We start from the raw sequence: 15,428 nt of genomic DNA, 5'->3' as shown, positions 1-15,428 counted from the left end.
GTAGAAGATTACCCATGACCGGAATTATTAACTTGCTTGCATCGGAGGCTGATCCCGCTAATGGAAAATTGATAAGCATCATTGGTTCCCTTGGCAGTGATGAAAAGACGACCACCGGTTTATATGCTTTGGAAAGCAGCGGTATCCGAACCCCACGGGATCTTATCGGCAAGATAATAGGTTTAAATAGTTTCGGCGCCGCGGTCGATGCTGATGAAGTCCCGCAGAAATTCGACGAATAGTTCGTGGTTGCCCAGGATGAGTTTGAAGGAATTGTCCTTGGCGTGGTAGATAGCCATACTTTGCCCCCTGCACATGGTATGGGGTTGGGGGGTATTGCGCTTTAATGGGGAGGAAAAAAGGAAAAAGGTCTAACCACAATTTACTATAAGATTTAATAACCACCAAGGACACCAAGGGACGGGAAGGAAAGGACGGGGAAGAGGTCCAAAATGGACTGGACCTCTTCCTCTTCCCCTTTGTGTCCGGCAACTTGGCGTAGCCAAGTTGCTTGGCAGTTTGCTACGCAAACTGCACGCCAAAAATGGGTGGAGTTTCGGCGCAGCCGAAACTCCTAAGCAACTTCCCGTAGGGAAGTTGCAAGCCACTTGCCCCGCTGGGTGGCGGCGGCGCGGAAGGTGTGGGTAGGATTGGTGAGCAGCACCGATTCGACGAGCAGGGCGCTGTCCGTGATGGGCGCATCAGCGATGGCGAAGAACGCCACGATGCCGCTCATGCCGTAGAGAATTTTTTTCCCCCCCGTATCCTTGTCCCGGCACTTCATTTCGACCTGGAGCACCCCCTTGGGCTCCAGGGTGAAGACCACCTGGCCACGATGTGGGTGTGGGTGTGGTCCGGGATGGGGGCCTCCAGGGCGGCGAGGATTTCGTCGGTCAGGTTGGGGTTGTAGCGGATGTACTGGTTGTGGAATTTCCGGATGGCAGCCTTGCGGCCGTTGACCAGCGCCTTCTTGGCGGCGCTGACCGAGGTGTTTACTTCCTGGATCACCAGTTCGTTCCAGGCGGCCAGGAAGGTGGCCTGGACGGTCTTCAGGGTGGAGACCGCCAGGGTGGGGAGGCTCAGCTGGGTTGCGTAGTTGTCGATCCCCGCAACGTACTGTTGGGACCAAGCGACGAATACCTCCTGGGCGGCGGGTATCCAATCTTTGTTATGTGCCATTTTCTGCTCCTTTTCCGGGGTATGTCCTTTTCACCCCCCGGTTTTTTCATACTATCAGCCCCTCCGACGAGGGTCTGAACGAACCCGGTGATGGGTCCGATACTGCCACTATTGCCCTAAACGTCGACGCTCGTGGGCTGCGCGTCGACGTTCGTGGGCTACGCGTCGACGTTCGTGGGCTACGCGTTGTTGCCCCACGTCTAGTGTCCCCTATGGAGGGGGGACACTAGGTAATTTTGGTGCCAGGCGCCGTTTCTTCCCCTTTCCCCCCCCCACGCTTGGGCCCGATACCCGGCTCTATGGGCGCCGGGCACGGCGCCTGCACTCCGGGAGCTGGTCTCGCGGAGTGCAGGAGGGGTCGGTTAGGGGTCTAGTGGGGTTATAACCAGATTTACATTCCCGAACTTGCTGCTGTTATTTCCCCGCCACGTGTCGTAGGCACCAAACCGATCCGGCGGGTACTTTGAGCGCAATGTCTTTAAGGGGAATCCCATTGAATATATAGAAGCCGACGGTAGGCAGCGTTTCGCCCAAGGTTATCGACGCAAGGCTGGGGCATTCCTGGAAGGCGTTGTTGTTGATGGTGGTGGCCTTCGGGAGGTCCACCGACGTAAGGCTGGTGCAGGCCTCGAAGGCGCTTACTCTGATGGTGGTGGCCTTCGGGAGGCTCACTGATGTAAGCCTGGTGCATTTCTGGAAGGCGTTGTTGTTGATGGAGGTGGCCTCCGGGAGGTCCACCGACGTAAGGCTGGTGCAGTTGTAGAAGGCTTCGCTGCCCACGGTCACGGCATTCGCGCCGTACACGGATTTCAGGTTCGAAAAATTAGCAAAAGTGCCCGCGTCAAGGGTGGTGCCACTCGGTATCTCAGTGAGCGTAGCGGGCAGCACCAGGGAGACAATCTTCTCTTTCCCCGGTGTTACGCCATTGGCGAAAGTATCCGTTGTTGTTGCGCTTTCCAGGTCCAGGACAACAAACTTCCCGGCGGTATTAAGAGCGGCGTACAGGTCAGCCAGGGTTACACTGCCGATTAATGTTGCGACGATGGGATTGTCTGCGTCGTTGTCCGGAAGGTCTTCCAGGTAGCTGAAAAGAGTGGCAACGGAAGCGTAGACGGAGTCGCCCTTGTCGCCTTTGTCGCCTTTGTCGCCTTTGTCGCCTTTCTCTCCGGTGGCTCCGTCCTCGCCGTCCTGTGCCAGTATCTGCCAATATGTGCCGTCATAGATGTAGGACTTCTTGTCATCGGTGTTGTAGTAGGCCCAGTTGGTCACGGGGCTTTCGGGGGCGCTTGCCAAACTGCCCTTCTAGGTGATGCCCACGCCGTTACCGCCGGGGGCGCCCGCATCGCCGGTATCGCCCTTGGCGCCGGTGGCTCCGGTATCGCCTTTGTCGCCATCTTTTCCATCGACTCCATCACTTCCATCCTGGCTGAAGATGGTCCAGGCGCCGTCGGCATAGATGTATGACTTCTTGTCAGTGGTGTTATAGTACGCCCAGTTGGTTTGGGGGTTTTCGGGGGCGCTTGCCAAACTGCCCTTCCAGGTGATGCCCACGCCGTTGGTGCCGCTGGGACCGGTGGGGTATTGGCAGGCGCCAAAGCCAACAAGCAGCAGGGCTATAAGCGCAAGACTTAGGTTACGCCGAAACGCGTGTGGGGGGGTATAATTCGTTACTATACAATGACTTATCAAAAGCGGTTTGCATGGCGTGTCTCCTTTAGTGACTGGTAACGGTCTACAGGGGCCGAACGGCTATAGGATAGCACACTGGGGGGCGGATTTGAAAGGGGGCGGGTGAGGAAGCAGGGGCGGAAGGGGACGGAGCGGGGTTTGCCAGAAGGGCCTTACGGGCCTTCATGGCGATGCCATCAGGTTCCTCGAATTCAGGTATCTTTTTGGCTATACCGGGAAATTTGTTCTTCCAGCTCCCGGATCCTGCGGGCCATCTCCTGCTTTTCCCGCTCTCTGGCCTCTGCCTGGCGCTTGACAGCTTCCAGTTCATCATAGAGCGCGTCTATTTTCTCGAGCCGGGTTAAATCCAATACCATATGGGCCTCCTCGAATTCAGGTATCTTTTTAGCCCTTCCGGGAAAGTTGTTCTTCCAGCTCCCGGATCCTGCGGGCCATCTCTTGCTTTTCCCGCTCTCTGGCCTCCGCCCTGCGCAGTGCTTCCTGCTTTTCCTCCCTGGCAGCTTCCAGTTCATCATACAGCGCGTCAATTTTCTCGATTTTGGTCAAATCCAATAGCATATGGGCCTCCTCGAATTCAGTATATCCCAAATATAAACGATCGTGCAATTGTTCGGTCATTTCAAACAATTTTTCGCGATCCCGATAGGTGATGCTTCCCTCCGCCTCTCCGCGCTTGAATGCTGCCGCCAGTTCCCCGTAGATGGCCTTCAGCTCTTCCGCTAATTGTTTCCTCGCTGCGGGGCTTTTTGCCTTCCGCAGCCGTTTCCGTATCTTGAGGACGTAGAAGGGAAGCAGTAATCCCAGCTTGCGGTCCATCAGTTCCCGAATGCTGAGGTCCAGGACTTTGACGGTCTTTACCTGGTAATCCCAGGATCCATCGGGAAACTCCAGCCGCAGGGTCTGCACATCCGGGGTTTGGGACGTGGGTTCCAGGTAAATCACCCGGACCTGGGGGAAGCGGAGGGTGAGGACCCCGTCCTTTTCCTGCAGGTCCTGTTTACCGAAGGCAAAGGCGTATTCAAAGACCCGGAAGGCCATGGTATCGTCATCGTCTATCTGGCATTCAATGAGATAGGACCTGGCGTCCCGGCCGTCGGGGCTGGTAATGGTGATCACCATGTCGGAGAATAGTTTGCCCCCGCCCCGTTTGGGGAACTCGGTATTCTGCCGGGTTACCTTGCTGTCCAGGGGGTGGGTGGTGTCGAATAAGGCATTGATGAAGCTTATCACCGCGATGTCCGAAAGCCGCATCAGGGCTTTGAAGAGCTCATCGAAGATCTTATTTTTGGTTTGAGCCATTTGGCGCCTCCGTCACTATTAGGGGGCGAAGGGGTTAATTTGCTTGGGTTTGGAAGAAAAATTGCAAAAAAATTTTCAAAAAGCCTGGCCCTGTAAACGGGGTATAGCCAAAAAGATTCCTGAAACGGCCTCCGGCTTTGCCCCAGCCGACAGGGCGGCCAGGAACTGTCGGGGGCGGGTTTGTGGCGCCGCCTTCAACCCGGGCTGTATACCCTGATCTCCACCAGGTTCCCGTCCGGGTCCTGGAGGTATACGCTGTCCACCTGGGTTTCGCCCACTGTGCGGCTGACTATGCCTAAATCCCCCGCAAAGGGGGCGTTCTTTCCCCGCAATTCTTCGTAGATCGATGCGATTTTGCCCTCCGCTACCAGGCAGATGCCGGCGCTGCCCAGGGTTTCATTCCGGGGCGCAGGGATATCCTCATCACCGATTCTGCGGATATTGATCCGCTGGTTACCGAACACAAGCGAATAGCGGTCATTGGTCCGGTCCAGCTCCATGCCGAGTATGTCCACATAAAAGTGAACGGATTCAACAATATTACTGGCGGTTATCGCCACCTGATCAAACCGGATAAGCTTCACCTTACTGCCCTATCCTGCTTTCCGCATCAGCCGCTTCTTTTTTCATATTTATGGCTGCAAAAATATCCGCTGCACGGCGGTAGGCAATATTCGCAGCAACGCTGTTGCTCTGTTTCTTGTAGATATCCCCCATGACCCGCCAATCCATAGCCAGGCCGTAGGAATTTTCCGCCCGGCGGTCCAGACCCAGGGCTTCTTCCAGGGCTGAGAGGGCGGGGAGGTATTGCCCGGCCACGGATCGGACCGAGGCGGTAAGGTACCAGTCGTAGGCCGCCAGTTCCAGGTAGCCCCCCTTGAGGTGAATTCCCAGGGCCTGCTTCAGGGCATTCTCTGCCTCGGACCAGCGGCCCAGTTCTTTCTCAGCCAGGGCGACAACGGTCCAGCCCAGGGCGGCGCCGTTCTGCTCTTTTTTTATTAGATCCAGGTCCTTCCGTACCTGAGTCCGGATTTCCGCAGCAATGCTGTTCGCCGCGCCGGGCTCCTCCGCTTGGGCAGAGAGGAGGCGGCTTCTGGCAATATACACCCTGCTCAGGGCCGCCAGTTCCGGGTCGCCGATACGCTGTGCCTCAGACAGGGCTGCGTCAAAGTCGGCCCGGGATTCGGCATCCCGGTTCATGTAGGCCAGGATATTCCCCCTGGAAAGGCCTGAGCGGATGATCAGGGAAGGATCATCCGCGCTGATTGCCTGCCGCCGGGATTCGTTGATCAGGAGAAGGGCGTTTTCATAATTGCCCCGATCCGCTTCCCTGTTGGCAGCTTCAAGCTGATCCAGGGCGCCCCGCCGCTGGGACCGGATTTCAGGCTGGCCTTTGGGCGCAGAGGAACACCCCGTCAGCAACGCTGTTGCCGACAGCAGTGTTGTCAGTATCACTGCTGCCACCAACGCTGATTGCCCGGCCCTCCGGTAAAGCTCCGTCTTTCCTGCTCTGATCATTCCCAATTCCTCACTCCTCGCCTCGAATTAAAAAGAAACATCCCTTGGGCTGACGCCCCCGGTCCCGGACTGAATTTTTTGGGGGACCCCGTTTTTCAGAAGCGGGTTATTTCTGAGGGCGACCATCACATCCGCCGCCTCCCCCAGGGCTTCCCGAAGTTCCGAAAGGATAGCCCCAATCTGGGGCGCCATGGCCGGGAAGGCGGCGGCGGTGACCTCTACGCTTTCCAGGGTTCCCGAAAGGGCGGAAAGGGAGCGCTCAAGGTTGGTGTACACCGCACCTTGGGTATCCAGGGCAGTCATCACCAGGCTGTCAGGATTTGCCAGTTCCCCGGAAACTTTTTTCAAATCCCCTGCAATCAAACGTATCTCAGCGGTAATTCCCTGTATCTCCGCGGCAATTTGCCTGATATCACCCAGCACCGGGGGAAGGGATTGGTCCACATCCCCCACCAGGGTAGAAACGCCTTTGACGGTTGCCTCTATCCCGGTTATGGTGCGCCCCAGGGTGGTAGCCTCGGTTCCCCGGATGGCGTCCCGGAGCTGGGTTACCGCGCCGTTAACATTCTGCAGCAGGTTATTTACCCTGGTAATGATAACAGTAATACTGTCATCATTACTGGAAATGACGACCAGGCCTTTTTCAAGGTACTCCCTGCCTTCTTCGGAATTAACCGTGGGTATAAAATCCCCTTCCATGGATTCTTCCGGGAGGCCGGGGTGAAAGATAAACTGTCCTCCCCCGATGCCGATGGGGTTCACCCGGAGTTCCACCAGGGAACCCACCCTGACCCGGTCAAGGTAAGTGTCGTAGATGGTGAACCGGACCTCCACCTTATCATCATCGGTCAGGTCAAAGGACTTTACATTTCCGATGGTAAAACCTTTGTACTGTACTGGCATATTGGCACTGAGGCCTGAGGCGGAATCGAAATGGGAACGGTAGGTCTGATCCTTGGCGAACCAGCGTTGCTGTGAGCCGAGCATAAAAATAGCAAACACCAGGATGGCCAGGGCCAGGATAATAAGGAGCCCTACAATCTGATCCGCAAAACGTATCCTGAACTTCATGAAGCAATTCCTTTCTCAATCATCTGAGACAGGTTTTCATTTTCCGCTATCTGATCTCTGGTCAGCTTGAGATATAGCTGTCCTCCTATGATCATCACAATATGATCCGCCAGGCTTTTGATGATCCTGAAATCGTGGCTTACAAAGATGATGGTGCGCTGTTCTTCCTGCTGGCGCCTGACCAGGGTAATAAGCCGTTGGGCGGCGGTATCGTCCAGGGATTCAGTCCACTCATCCAGGAAGAGGAGCTCGGGTTTACAGATCATAGCCCGGGCAAAGGCGATGAGTTTTTGTTCCCCCGTGGAAAGCATGGCCGGCCGGATATTGGTATCCTTTTTATAACCCACCTCGTTCAGGACCTCCCGGATACGCTTCTCGCGATCCGCCTGGCTCATTTTTGGGAAGTGTACCTTCAGGGGCAGTTCCAGGCACTGGTACAGGTTCTGGTTTGACCAAAGGGCTGAATCCTGAAAAACCACCGCCCCTTCCCGGCGAAAGTCCAGGTTCTGGACCCGGTTCATGGCGGCGATGCTCTTCCCCTTGAAAAGAATTTTCCCCCCCGTGGGGACCAGGAGGCCTGCAGCCAGCTTGAGTACCGTACTTTTGCCACCCCCCGAAGGGCCCACCAGTGCAAGGGTTTTTCCTTCATCAATTTTCAGGGAAATATTCCTGACTATTTCCACATTTTGGGAGGAGAAGGATACGTCTTTTATTTCGATAATGGGTTCTACCATGGTATCCTCAGCTCAGGGCCGTATAATACAGGGCCGATAACAGTATATCCACAATGATACACCATGCAAAGGAAGAGCCCACGGATTTAAGCCCCACAATGGGGATCTCCGTACTGGCCCGTTCAACCGAGAACCCGTTACTGATCGCCAGAACCGCGATGATCATCCCAAAACAGATGCTTTTTATTATTGAGATAGATATATCATGGATGGTAAGGGCCTGGAACAGGCTGCTAAAATAGTACTCTGCCGGCAGGGGGTTGAAAATCCGGACCACCCCATAGGACCCGGCCAGGCCGAATACGGAAAAATAGATATTCAGTAAAAACATGGAAACCGTGACCCCCAGGAAACGGGGTACTGCCAGGTATTCAATGGGGTCCACCCCAACGGCAATATAGGCCTCCACCTCGTGGGAAATCACCATCCCCCCGATTTCGGTGGCGATAGCCGTGGCAGAACGGGCAATGATGATAAAGGCCGCCAGCAGGGGCCCCAGTTCACGGGTAATGATGATGATCAGCAGACTGTAGATAAGCCGGGGTTGGGAAAGGTTCAGCAACAGGGGCATACCGATCACATATACTGCCGCACCTATGCCCAAGGCCAGGAGAGAGGCAATCCCCAGGGCCTCCACAAAGGTAAAGAGTATCTGCAAGGTGAGAACCTTATAAGCCGCCCCCCCCCGGAGGACAAAATTCCCTATGCCCCTGATGGTTCTGGCAAAAAAGCCCAGAGTATAAAATGCGTCATCCAGATTAACGAAGCGTATCTTCATCTATTTATAAATTATATTATAAATTTGCGATTTTATATAGTATCGATCTCTGGTTCCTCACATAATCCGGCTCAGGACCATATACACTGCGGTCCCGCCGATAATGCTGATCAGGGAATTCCGCTTCCAGAGATGGACTAGGGCAGTGAAGGCCGCCGCGGCAAGTACCGGGATGCTGCCCTGGGGATTCTCCCGTATGGGACCTCCGATGGCATTGAAGGCCAGTACTGTCATGGCCACCGGGGGGGCGGTCTTCTCCACCAGGGAAAGGAAGGCAGCCTGGGCTTTCCCCTTTTTACCAGTCTTCTGATCGGCCCTAAGATCTCCCCGAAAGAAAAAGAAGGGAAACACCCGGCAAAAGAAGATCACCAGACCCATCAGGGCGGTCATAATCGCCGCCTGCCCAAGGCTAACCATTTCCGTCCTCCTTTTGCCCGGCACGGCTCTGGTTTCCGGTTAGTAATTGTGTGGTACCCAGGGCAATCACCAGGGCTGTAAGCAGGGAAAGCCGGGAGGGCAGAAAGGCCACTCCCAGGAGCGCCGCCAGGGCGGAAATGATGAAGGGGCCGGGCCGCTTGACCCGGAGTATCTGTTCGGTCATGAGGACCACAAACATGGCAGTCAGGGCAAAGCCGATTCCCTCCATATTAAAGGGGATCAGCGCCCCCGCCACGGCGCCTATCACCGAACCGGCGACCCAGTAGGCCTGGTCCAGGAGGGCAACCATGAACATGAACCGGCTCTGTATCTTTCTGGCTTCCGCATCCTGTTCTTCCTCAAGAGAGGAGAGGAGGGCAAAGGTTTCGTCCGAAAGGCCGAAGATAAGGTAGTATTTATACAGGCCTGCGGCGTTAAAGCGCTTAAGCATGGTCAGTCCATAGGCCATGTGCCGGGCATTTACCACCAGTTGCACCAGCACAGCCTCCCAAAGCCCGGCCCCGGCGGCAAAGAGCCCCACGGCGATGTACTGCCCGGCCCCGGCATACATGACCAGGCTCATGACCAGGGCAAGCCACCAGGGATAGCCCGCGTCGACCAGGAGAAGCCCAAAGGCAAAGCCTATGGCCAGATAACCCAGGAGGACTGGAAAGGAGTATTTCAGGGCATCGGTGAAGGATCTTTTGCTGTTTTGCTCATTCGTCATAGATGGTTCTCAAATTCTCGGATCCATGGTACACTAATTTTATGGATTTTACTATAAATTCTGAAGAACGTAAGGCCCTTTTAGGGGATGCCCGGGAAACTATCGCCGCCAGGCTGGAAAACCGCCCTCCCGTATATACCCGCATTCCGGAGCTTCAATCTCCGGGGGACGGTTCCTCCGCCCTGCTCCAACCCTGCGGTGCCTTTGTGACCCTTCACCTCAAGGGCAAGCTCCGGGGCTGCATAGGCAGGATGTCTTCTCCGGACCCGCTGGAAAGAACTGTCCGCATTATGGCAGGGGAGGCCGCCTTTGAGGACCCCCGGTTCCCGCCCCTGCGCCGGGACGAATGGCCTAACTGCGACCTGGAAATCTCTGCCCTCTCCCCCATGGAACTCTGCCCGGACCCCCGTACGGTTAAGGTCGGCGTCCATGGACTCTACCTCAGCCTCCGGGGCCGTTCCGGGGTACTCCTCCCCCAGGTGCCGGTGGAACAGGGCTGGAACCGGGAGGAATACCTGGACTATATCTGTGTCAAAGCGGGGCTGCCCCCGGGCTCATTTGCGAACCCCGAGGCGAAGCTCTATACCTTCACGGCGGCGGTGTTTGGGGAAAAGTAACGGTTTCTTTTTTCTCTGTTCTGTTGTAAACTATAACCATGAACATAGATGATCCCCGTGTTGCGGAAAACCTTGGTGAGCTGTCCCGGACCCTGGCGGATGCAGGGGATCCCGAGCTTATCGAATCTTTCCTCCGCTGCCTCCTCACCCCTGGGGAGACCGCAGATATCGCAGCCCGGTGGGCCCTGGTTAAAGCCCTGGATCGGGGCATGCCCCAGCGGGAAATCGCGAAAAACCTGGGGCTTTCGCTCTGCAAAATTACCCGGGGCTCCCGGGAACTGAAAAAAGAAAAATCCGCATTCCGGCGCTTCCTGGGAATGGTTAAAAAGCCGGCGGAGCGGACTCTTTAATAGGGATTCACGAATACCGAATATTCATCAATTCTATTATTTCTGCCGGGCTATCAATGATCCGGTCCGCCCCTGCGTTTTCCAGGATTTTCCGACCCCGGAAGCCCCAGCTGACCCCCAGGGCGCTGCATTCCGCCGCATGGGCGGTTGCGACATCGATTTCCGAATCCCCCACAAACAGGGCTTCCCGGGGGCTTACGTCCATTTCTGTGAGGATATCCCAGGTGGAGGTAGGATCCGGTTTGCGGGGAACATTGGGCTGTTCTCCAATAACCATGTCAAAGGAATTGGGGGGGAACAGTTTTGCTATTATGATTTTTGAAATAGAATCTGCCTTATTGGATAATACGGCGGTTTTTACTTTTTTCATCCGTAATTCCGTCACCACCTCCACTATCCCGGGATAGGGCGCAGCGTATACTGCCGGATGGTCCTTATAGTAGCTCAGGGCTTCCTTAGTTACGGCATCCACGGTTTGATCATCCTGTGCAGAAGGGGGAAGGGCCAGGGATGCCAGTTTTCTTATACCCTGGCCGACAATTTTGGTATACTTTTCCAGGCTGGGGGCAGGGAAGCCCCGGCTTTCCAACCCATAGTTCATTGAGGCGGCGATATCCTTAATGGTATCCACCAGGGTTCCATCAAGGTCGAAGATAATGCATTTAAACTTCATATTCTTCATTGTAATGGATTGAACATGAAAAGCAACTATGATAGTTTGAAAGAGAATGATATAAATCATGACAAAAAACCTTACCGTGGGTAATCCCGCATTGTTGATCATTTCCTTTACCGTTCCTCTGCTTATAGGAAATCTATTCCAGCAATTTTATAATATGGCGGATACCTTAATTGTGGGCCGTACCATTGGGGTATCTGCCCTAGCGGCGGTGGGCTGTACCGGGAGCCTCAGTTTCCTTATCCTGGGCTTTGTCATGGGCTTTACCTCAGGGACCGCAATAATCACCGCCCAGCGCTTCGGCGCCGGGGATGAGCCGGGGGTACGCCGGAGTTTTGCGGTAAGTATCGTTCTTTGCGTAATTATGACCCTGATCCTGACAGCCATAAGCGTGGTTTTTACCCGACCCCTCCTGAAATTACTCCGTACACCGGCGGAAATTTTTGATGGCGCCTACCTTTATATAATAATAATATTCTGGGCCGGCGCTGTGGTGGTGATGTTTAACCTCCTGTCCAATGTCATGCGGGCCGTTGGCGACAGCCGTACCCCCCTGATCGTACTGGTGGTGGCTTGCATCATTAATATTATCCTGGATTATGTTTTTATTCTGGTCTTTCATACCGGAGTTGAGGGGGCGGCCTATGCCACGGTGATCGCCCAGCTTCTTTCCAGCCTGATGTGTGTTCTGGTAATGGTCAAAAAGATACCCATACTGACCCTCGCTAAAGAGGACTGGAAGCTGAAGGCGGAGGACATTAAGAAACATATCGCCGTGGCTCTGCCCATGGGTTTCCAGATGAGCATCATTGCCATTGGGGTGGTGGTCCTGCAATTTGCCCTGAACGGCATGGGAACCATGGCAGTGGCGGCCTTTACCGCTGCCCAGAAAATAGATACCGTGGCAACCATGCCCATGGCTTCCTTTGGGATCACCATGGCGACCTATACTGCACAGAATTACGGCGCCCGGAAATATGACCGCATACGGCAGGGGGTCATCCAGAGTTCGATCATCTCCGGTTCATTTGCCATTTTTATGGGAATACTCTTTTTTCTCACCGGTAGTCAGTTGGCTGCGATTTTTATCGGTTCCGATCCCGGGGCGGTCAGATTGGCCCATATCTACCTTCAGATAAATGGTTCCAGTTATATTGTTTTAGCGTTTCTGTTTATTTTCAGGCAGACCCTTCAGGGCTTGGGGAACAGTTTTATTCCTACCATTGCGGGGATCCTGGAACTGGTTATGCGTACCCTGGCGGCGGTTTTCCTGCCGGCTTTTTTTGGGTTTGCAGGACTTTGTTTTGCCTCCCCCCTGGCATGGGTGGGCGCCTGCGTGCCCCTTGCTATAGCCCTGGCTCTGGGTATGAAAAAGCTGCTGCGCAAATCCCTGGCAGAGAAAAAGCAGCTTGTCCAACAACAGTTTAGATAATATTTCTAACGATTTTTAAGGGCCCGCTTTGCAAGCCCTGATCAGCATCACATCCCCTGCGCCGAAACGTTTCGCCGTCCTGTCCGCCAGGCGCTTAACCGGCTGCGGGGCGATTCCCGCAGCAAGGCCGCCCCAGGTGACGATTTTTTCAATGGTGAACCCCGCTTTAACCAGCAAAGCCTGCAGGGTCTTCACCGAGAACAGGTAGAGGTGGTCGAAGATGGCGGAACGCCAGCGGCCCCGGAAGAGCCGGGCCTGGAAGCCGTCTATATTCGGGGTGGTCACCATAAACCGTCCTCCGGGACTGAGGAGCCGATGGGCCTCGGTGACAAAAGAGGCGGGATCGTTCAGGTGTTCGATCAGGTGGGAGGCCAGGAGGAGATCAAATTCCTCCCCGGGGTAGCAGTTTTCCTCCAGGGGCAGCTCAGAAACATCCAGCCCCCGCTGCTGCCGGGCATAATCTGCCGAGGGGGTACAGATTTCAACCCCCCGGGTTTCCCAACCGGAACCCCGCAGTTTTTCTAACAGCGCCCCGGTGGCGCAGCCTATATCCAGAACCCTGCGGCCCGGAAGGATTTTTTTCAGTTCCTCCAGTCCCGCATCTTGCAAGGCCAGTTCCTGGAGACGCAGAAACGCTGCTTCGTTTTCTGTTTCGTAGGAAAGGTAGGCGTTTCCGTTGGTTTCCCGGTAGCGGCGGGTAACTTCGGCCTGTTCCGGTTGGGGGTTCATCTGTACCAGGCCGCAGTGGGTACAGGAAACGTAGGAAAAGCCTTCGCAGGAAAGCCGGGGCCGGAATTGATTTTGCCCGCAGAGGGCGCAGGGAATGGTCCGGCTCTTTTCCTCCCCCGCAGGGGTGGACCAGGTTTTTACGGCCCGATTCCTCCCAAGGATCGTCGTCATGGAACCTTAATCAACCTGCAACCGGTAGGTTACATTCCGGAAATTTTCGGCCATATCCTGGGCGATTATTTCCAGGGTGGCCTGTCCCCGGGTAAAGGCTATATCCCCGATCTCAAAGGCCGGGTAGGGGGCGTACACCTGCCGTACCGGCACCAGGCTGCTGCGGTAGGCCATGGCGATCCCGTCCCGGACAGAAAAGGTCTCGAAGTAGAGGCCTCCCAGTTCGATACCGTTCAGGGAACAGATAATCCGGAAGGGCGCCAGGGGCCGTTCGCCGTTATCTTCCCGGGTATCCGAAACTTCCACAGAAACCGTATACCGCCCCTGGCTGATGGTTTTGGCCTGGGCAAGATTAATATTTCTGTTATCCGAATTGCTCAAAGTAACTGACAGTATTACTGGCGGCCTGGTATCCGGCTTTGGGGAGATGATCATGGAAGGGTTAACCCAACGCCGTTCCCGCCGGTCGAAGAGGGAAAAGTAGAATCCCTCGTTTTCGGTCCACCCGGATTTCCCCGAATCGGCGATAACCGTATCCTTTTCCACCAGGGAAAGGGTCTCCGGCAGACGGCGGCCGTCAAAGCGGCTGTAGATGCTCACCATGCCGTCCCCGTGATCCATGGCGATCCAGGCCCCCAGGGGCGAAGGGATGCGGGAGGCGTCATTGTCAGGATCATTGTAGAAGAGAATTTCCCCGGCGTCCGCTGCCCGTATAGGACCCTGGACCTCAAAGCACACCCCCAGGACAGGTTTACCCTTATCGTTCCAGCCGAAGTTACGGCTCATGATCCCCTCCTGGGTGGGCCAGTCCATGCCATAGACACCGAGGGCAAGCAGGACCAGGATTGGGATACACAGTTTTGCTTTCATAGCTACCTCTTTTCCAGTTCAAAGGAGGCCAAGGTCATACCCCCACCTACATAGAGTTCCTGTCCCCGCCGACTGAGAAATGCGGTTTCGCTTCTAAATGGAGCCTGCATGACAATGACCCCCGGCAGCCGTATGGCAGCCAGGGTTTTTTCCCGTCCCCTCATAGGACTGTCGCTGTAACTCGAAACGTCTCCACTGTTAGCGGTGATAACAAAGAGCAGCCCATGGCTACCCATTTCATCCAGGGCCCTGATGGTTCCCAGGAGGGGCACCTTAAGGCTGCGCCGGGTTTCAACTTCGTAAATCCCCAGCCCCCCCTGCCGTTCAAAGGCAACCCGGTTATCGTTATCCACAAAGGCGATATGCACCGCATGCCTGAACCCGTCCTCCAGGAATTCGTGGTAGGCCACCTTGTAGGAATCCCCGAACCGTTCCAGCATGAGGAAACGTTGATCGTCGTAGCCTGAAACGATGGCAATCCGGGACCCGTCCCGGGAAATGCGACAGCCGGCGATCACCGAAAGCCGGGACCCCCCGGGTTCAAAAAAGAACACCCTTTTGCCGGATGAGTCCAGAAGTTCCACCGTGCCATCCAGGGATCCCGTGAGGATAAGCCCCGCCCCGGCGTCGATACTGGTCAGGGGCGCGGCAAAATCGTAGGTCCAGAGCAGTTCACCCAGCTCATTCACCAGGGAAAGGGAATTCTGTTGCTCCCCGACCAGGAGTATCTTTCCGTCCAAGAACAGGGGATAGCCCCGGCCACCTTCAATAAGGGTCAGCTCCTCTCCGGCGGGGCTGCGTATGCTTACCGGTTCGGGAATCGCCTCAAATTCTGACCAACCCTCGTCCGAAAGGCTGACCGTCCCCTTCATAACCTGGTTTATGGTGAATTGCCCCTTGGTATCCACATAGCCGAACCGATTTCCCAGTTTAAAAGGAACCAGGTAGTCTTCGGACAGGGGCGTATCATCTCCAAGAAAGGTAGAATAGTCGGATTCCAGGGAACTGAGCCACCGGGGCAACAGAACCGTCTCCAGGGGGATGGGCTCGGCGGCGACAAAAATATAGACAAAAAAGATGAACAAACCTAAAATGATCCAGTATTTACGCTTTTCCTTTGCCACAAAAACCCCGTCTGAACCGCTTTTTAACCTGAAATACCCCTTAA

The 15,428-nt window shown here is 55.3% G+C and carries 20 protein-coding genes; 3 read left to right on the top strand and 17 right to left on the bottom strand.

The window, feature by feature from the left end; genetic code table 11:
• Positions 1–574 precede the first annotated feature (574 nt).
• The 13 genes from TREPR_RS15310 to TREPR_RS15260 all read right to left on the bottom strand — a co-directional run bounded on the left by TREPR_RS15310 (position 575) and on the right by TREPR_RS15260 (position 9,412).
• Entirely contained in the window at positions 575–784 is a 210-nt protein-coding gene (locus tag TREPR_RS15310; RefSeq protein WP_015709257.1) for a hypothetical protein, read from the bottom strand.
• Entirely contained in the window at positions 781–1,179 is a 399-nt protein-coding gene (locus TREPR_RS15305; protein WP_015709256.1) for a hypothetical protein, read from the bottom strand. The genes TREPR_RS15310 and TREPR_RS15305 overlap by 4 nt, the downstream gene beginning before the upstream one ends.
• Positions 1,180–1,593: 414 nt before the next feature.
• A complete protein-coding gene (locus TREPR_RS17995) occupies positions 1,594–2,472 on the bottom strand; it encodes a leucine-rich repeat domain-containing protein (RefSeq protein WP_015709255.1) in 879 nt (292 codons plus the stop codon).
• A gap of 9 nt (positions 2,473–2,481) precedes the next feature.
• A complete protein-coding gene (locus TREPR_RS17990; RefSeq protein WP_052299737.1) occupies positions 2,482–2,868 on the bottom strand; it encodes a hypothetical protein in 387 nt (128 codons plus the stop codon).
• A 191-nt stretch (positions 2,869–3,059) separates the two neighbouring features.
• Positions 3,060–3,224 (bottom strand): hypothetical protein, encoded by a 165-nt coding sequence (locus TREPR_RS18685; protein WP_015709254.1) that lies wholly within the window; start codon positions 3,222–3,224, stop codon positions 3,060–3,062.
• A gap of 28 nt (positions 3,225–3,252) precedes the next feature.
• On the bottom strand, positions 3,253–4,167 hold the full coding sequence (locus TREPR_RS15295; RefSeq protein ID WP_015709253.1) for an RpnC/YadD family protein: 915 nt from the start codon (positions 4,165–4,167) through the stop codon (positions 3,253–3,255).
• 194 nt (positions 4,168–4,361) lie between these two features.
• Complete coding sequence (locus tag TREPR_RS15290; RefSeq protein ID WP_015709251.1) at positions 4,362–4,751, bottom strand: VOC family protein; 390 nt, start codon at positions 4,749–4,751, stop codon at positions 4,362–4,364.
• Between the two features lies 1 nt (position 4,752).
• The gene (locus tag TREPR_RS15285) at positions 4,753–5,685 is read right to left on the bottom strand and encodes a hypothetical protein (protein ID WP_015709250.1); all 933 of its coding nucleotides are present in this window, start codon (positions 5,683–5,685) and stop codon (positions 4,753–4,755) included.
• Between the two features lie 27 nt (positions 5,686–5,712).
• Positions 5,713–6,756 carry an MlaD family protein gene (locus tag TREPR_RS15280; RefSeq protein ID WP_015709249.1) on the bottom strand — a complete coding sequence of 348 codons (1,044 nt, stop codon included), beginning with the start codon at positions 6,754–6,756 and terminating at the stop codon, positions 5,713–5,715.
• Positions 6,753–7,490: an ABC transporter ATP-binding protein gene (locus tag TREPR_RS15275; protein WP_015709248.1), complete on the bottom strand. Its 738-nt coding sequence runs from the start codon at positions 7,488–7,490 to the stop codon at positions 6,753–6,755. The genes TREPR_RS15280 and TREPR_RS15275 overlap by 4 nt, the downstream gene beginning before the upstream one ends.
• Before the next feature lie 7 nt (positions 7,491–7,497).
• Positions 7,498–8,268, bottom strand: a complete 771-nt coding sequence (locus TREPR_RS15270) for an ABC transporter permease (protein WP_015709247.1) — start codon at positions 8,266–8,268, stop codon at positions 7,498–7,500.
• Between the two features lie 57 nt (positions 8,269–8,325).
• Positions 8,326–8,685 (bottom strand): AzlD domain-containing protein, encoded by a 360-nt coding sequence (locus tag TREPR_RS15265; RefSeq protein WP_015709246.1) that lies wholly within the window; start codon positions 8,683–8,685, stop codon positions 8,326–8,328.
• The gene (locus tag TREPR_RS15260) at positions 8,678–9,412 is read right to left on the bottom strand and encodes an AzlC family ABC transporter permease (protein WP_015709245.1); all 735 of its coding nucleotides are present in this window, start codon (positions 9,410–9,412) and stop codon (positions 8,678–8,680) included. The genes TREPR_RS15265 and TREPR_RS15260 overlap by 8 nt, the downstream gene beginning before the upstream one ends.
• Before the next feature lie 41 nt (positions 9,413–9,453).
• Between TREPR_RS15260 and amrA the strand changes: the two genes are divergently transcribed.
• Together amrA and TREPR_RS15250 are read left to right on the top strand one after the other, a co-directional pair.
• The gene (amrA, locus tag TREPR_RS15255; protein ID WP_015709244.1) at positions 9,454–10,029 is read left to right on the top strand and encodes an AmmeMemoRadiSam system protein A; all 576 of its coding nucleotides are present in this window, start codon (positions 9,454–9,456) and stop codon (positions 10,027–10,029) included.
• A gap of 38 nt (positions 10,030–10,067) precedes the next feature.
• On the top strand, positions 10,068–10,379 hold the full coding sequence (locus TREPR_RS15250) for a Trp family transcriptional regulator (protein ID WP_015709243.1): 312 nt from the start codon (positions 10,068–10,070) through the stop codon (positions 10,377–10,379).
• 7 nt (positions 10,380–10,386) lie between these two features.
• On the opposite strand, the gene TREPR_RS15245 is transcribed toward TREPR_RS15250, so the two are convergent.
• Positions 10,387–11,052, bottom strand: coding sequence for an HAD family hydrolase (locus TREPR_RS15245; RefSeq protein ID WP_041611741.1), 666 nt, complete (start codon positions 11,050–11,052; stop codon positions 10,387–10,389).
• Between the two features lie 67 nt (positions 11,053–11,119).
• On the opposite strand from TREPR_RS15245, the gene TREPR_RS15240 reads away from it, so the two are divergent.
• Entirely contained in the window at positions 11,120–12,490 is a 1,371-nt protein-coding gene (locus TREPR_RS15240; protein ID WP_015709241.1) for an MATE family efflux transporter, read from the top strand.
• A 15-nt stretch (positions 12,491–12,505) separates the two neighbouring features.
• On the opposite strand, the gene TREPR_RS15235 is transcribed toward TREPR_RS15240, so the two are convergent.
• From TREPR_RS15235 to TREPR_RS15225, 3 genes are read right to left on the bottom strand one after another with little or no spacing between them, the layout of a single operon-like run.
• Entirely contained in the window at positions 12,506–13,390 is an 885-nt protein-coding gene (locus tag TREPR_RS15235; protein WP_015709240.1) for a class I SAM-dependent methyltransferase, read from the bottom strand.
• A 6-nt stretch (positions 13,391–13,396) separates the two neighbouring features.
• Positions 13,397–14,260: a peptidoglycan DD-metalloendopeptidase family protein gene (locus TREPR_RS15230; RefSeq protein WP_015709239.1), complete on the bottom strand. Its 864-nt coding sequence runs from the start codon at positions 14,258–14,260 to the stop codon at positions 13,397–13,399.
• Positions 14,261–14,262: 2 nt separating this feature from the next.
• Positions 14,263–15,384 carry a WD40 repeat domain-containing protein gene (locus tag TREPR_RS15225; protein ID WP_041611740.1) on the bottom strand — a complete coding sequence of 374 codons (1,122 nt, stop codon included), beginning with the start codon at positions 15,382–15,384 and terminating at the stop codon, positions 14,263–14,265.
• Between the last annotated feature and the right edge of the window lie 44 nt (positions 15,385–15,428).

Origin of the sequence: Treponema primitia ZAS-2, from assembly GCF_000214375.1 — a bacterium.
In the GTDB taxonomy this organism is placed as follows: domain Bacteria; phylum Spirochaetota; class Spirochaetia; order Treponematales; family Breznakiellaceae; genus Termitinema; species Termitinema primitia.
Note: the sequence above shows the minus strand (reverse complement) of the source record. Positions and strands in the feature narration are given on the sequence as shown.

Excerpts from the sequence above, each read along its gene's own strand:
- TREPR_RS15270 (WP_015709247.1), bottom strand. The coding sequence starts at position 8,268 with ATGAAGATACGCTTCGTTAATCTGGATGACGCATTTTATACTCTGGGC.
- TREPR_RS15250 (WP_015709243.1), top strand. The coding sequence starts at position 10,068 with ATGAACATAGATGATCCCCGTGTTGCGGAAAACCTTGGTGAGCTGTCC.
- TREPR_RS15310 (WP_015709257.1), bottom strand. The coding sequence starts at position 784 with ATGAAGTGCCGGGACAAGGATACGGGGGGGAAAAAAATTCTCTACGGC.
- TREPR_RS15265 (WP_015709246.1), bottom strand. The coding sequence starts at position 8,685 with ATGGTTAGCCTTGGGCAGGCGGCGATTATGACCGCCCTGATGGGTCTG.
- TREPR_RS15295 (WP_015709253.1), bottom strand. The coding sequence starts at position 4,167 with ATGGCTCAAACCAAAAATAAGATCTTCGATGAGCTCTTCAAAGCCCTG.
- TREPR_RS15260 (WP_015709245.1), bottom strand. The coding sequence starts at position 9,412 with ATGACGAATGAGCAAAACAGCAAAAGATCCTTCACCGATGCCCTGAAA.
- TREPR_RS18685 (WP_015709254.1), bottom strand. The coding sequence starts at position 3,224 with ATGGTATTGGATTTAACCCGGCTCGAGAAAATAGACGCGCTCTATGAT.
- TREPR_RS15275 (WP_015709248.1), bottom strand. The coding sequence starts at position 7,490 with ATGGTAGAACCCATTATCGAAATAAAAGACGTATCCTTCTCCTCCCAA.
- TREPR_RS15280 (WP_015709249.1), bottom strand. The coding sequence starts at position 6,756 with ATGAAGTTCAGGATACGTTTTGCGGATCAGATTGTAGGGCTCCTTATT.
- TREPR_RS15240 (WP_015709241.1), top strand. The coding sequence starts at position 11,120 with ATGACAAAAAACCTTACCGTGGGTAATCCCGCATTGTTGATCATTTCC.
- TREPR_RS15285 (WP_015709250.1), bottom strand. The coding sequence starts at position 5,685 with ATGATCAGAGCAGGAAAGACGGAGCTTTACCGGAGGGCCGGGCAATCA.
- TREPR_RS15245 (WP_041611741.1), bottom strand. The coding sequence starts at position 11,052 with ATGAAGTTTAAATGCATTATCTTCGACCTTGATGGAACCCTGGTGGAT.
- TREPR_RS15305 (WP_015709256.1), bottom strand. The coding sequence starts at position 1,179 with ATGGCACATAACAAAGATTGGATACCCGCCGCCCAGGAGGTATTCGTC.
- TREPR_RS15235 (WP_015709240.1), bottom strand. The coding sequence starts at position 13,390 with ATGACGACGATCCTTGGGAGGAATCGGGCCGTAAAAACCTGGTCCACC.
- amrA (WP_015709244.1), top strand. The coding sequence starts at position 9,454 with ATGGATTTTACTATAAATTCTGAAGAACGTAAGGCCCTTTTAGGGGAT.
- TREPR_RS15230 (WP_015709239.1), bottom strand. The coding sequence starts at position 14,260 with ATGAAAGCAAAACTGTGTATCCCAATCCTGGTCCTGCTTGCCCTCGGT.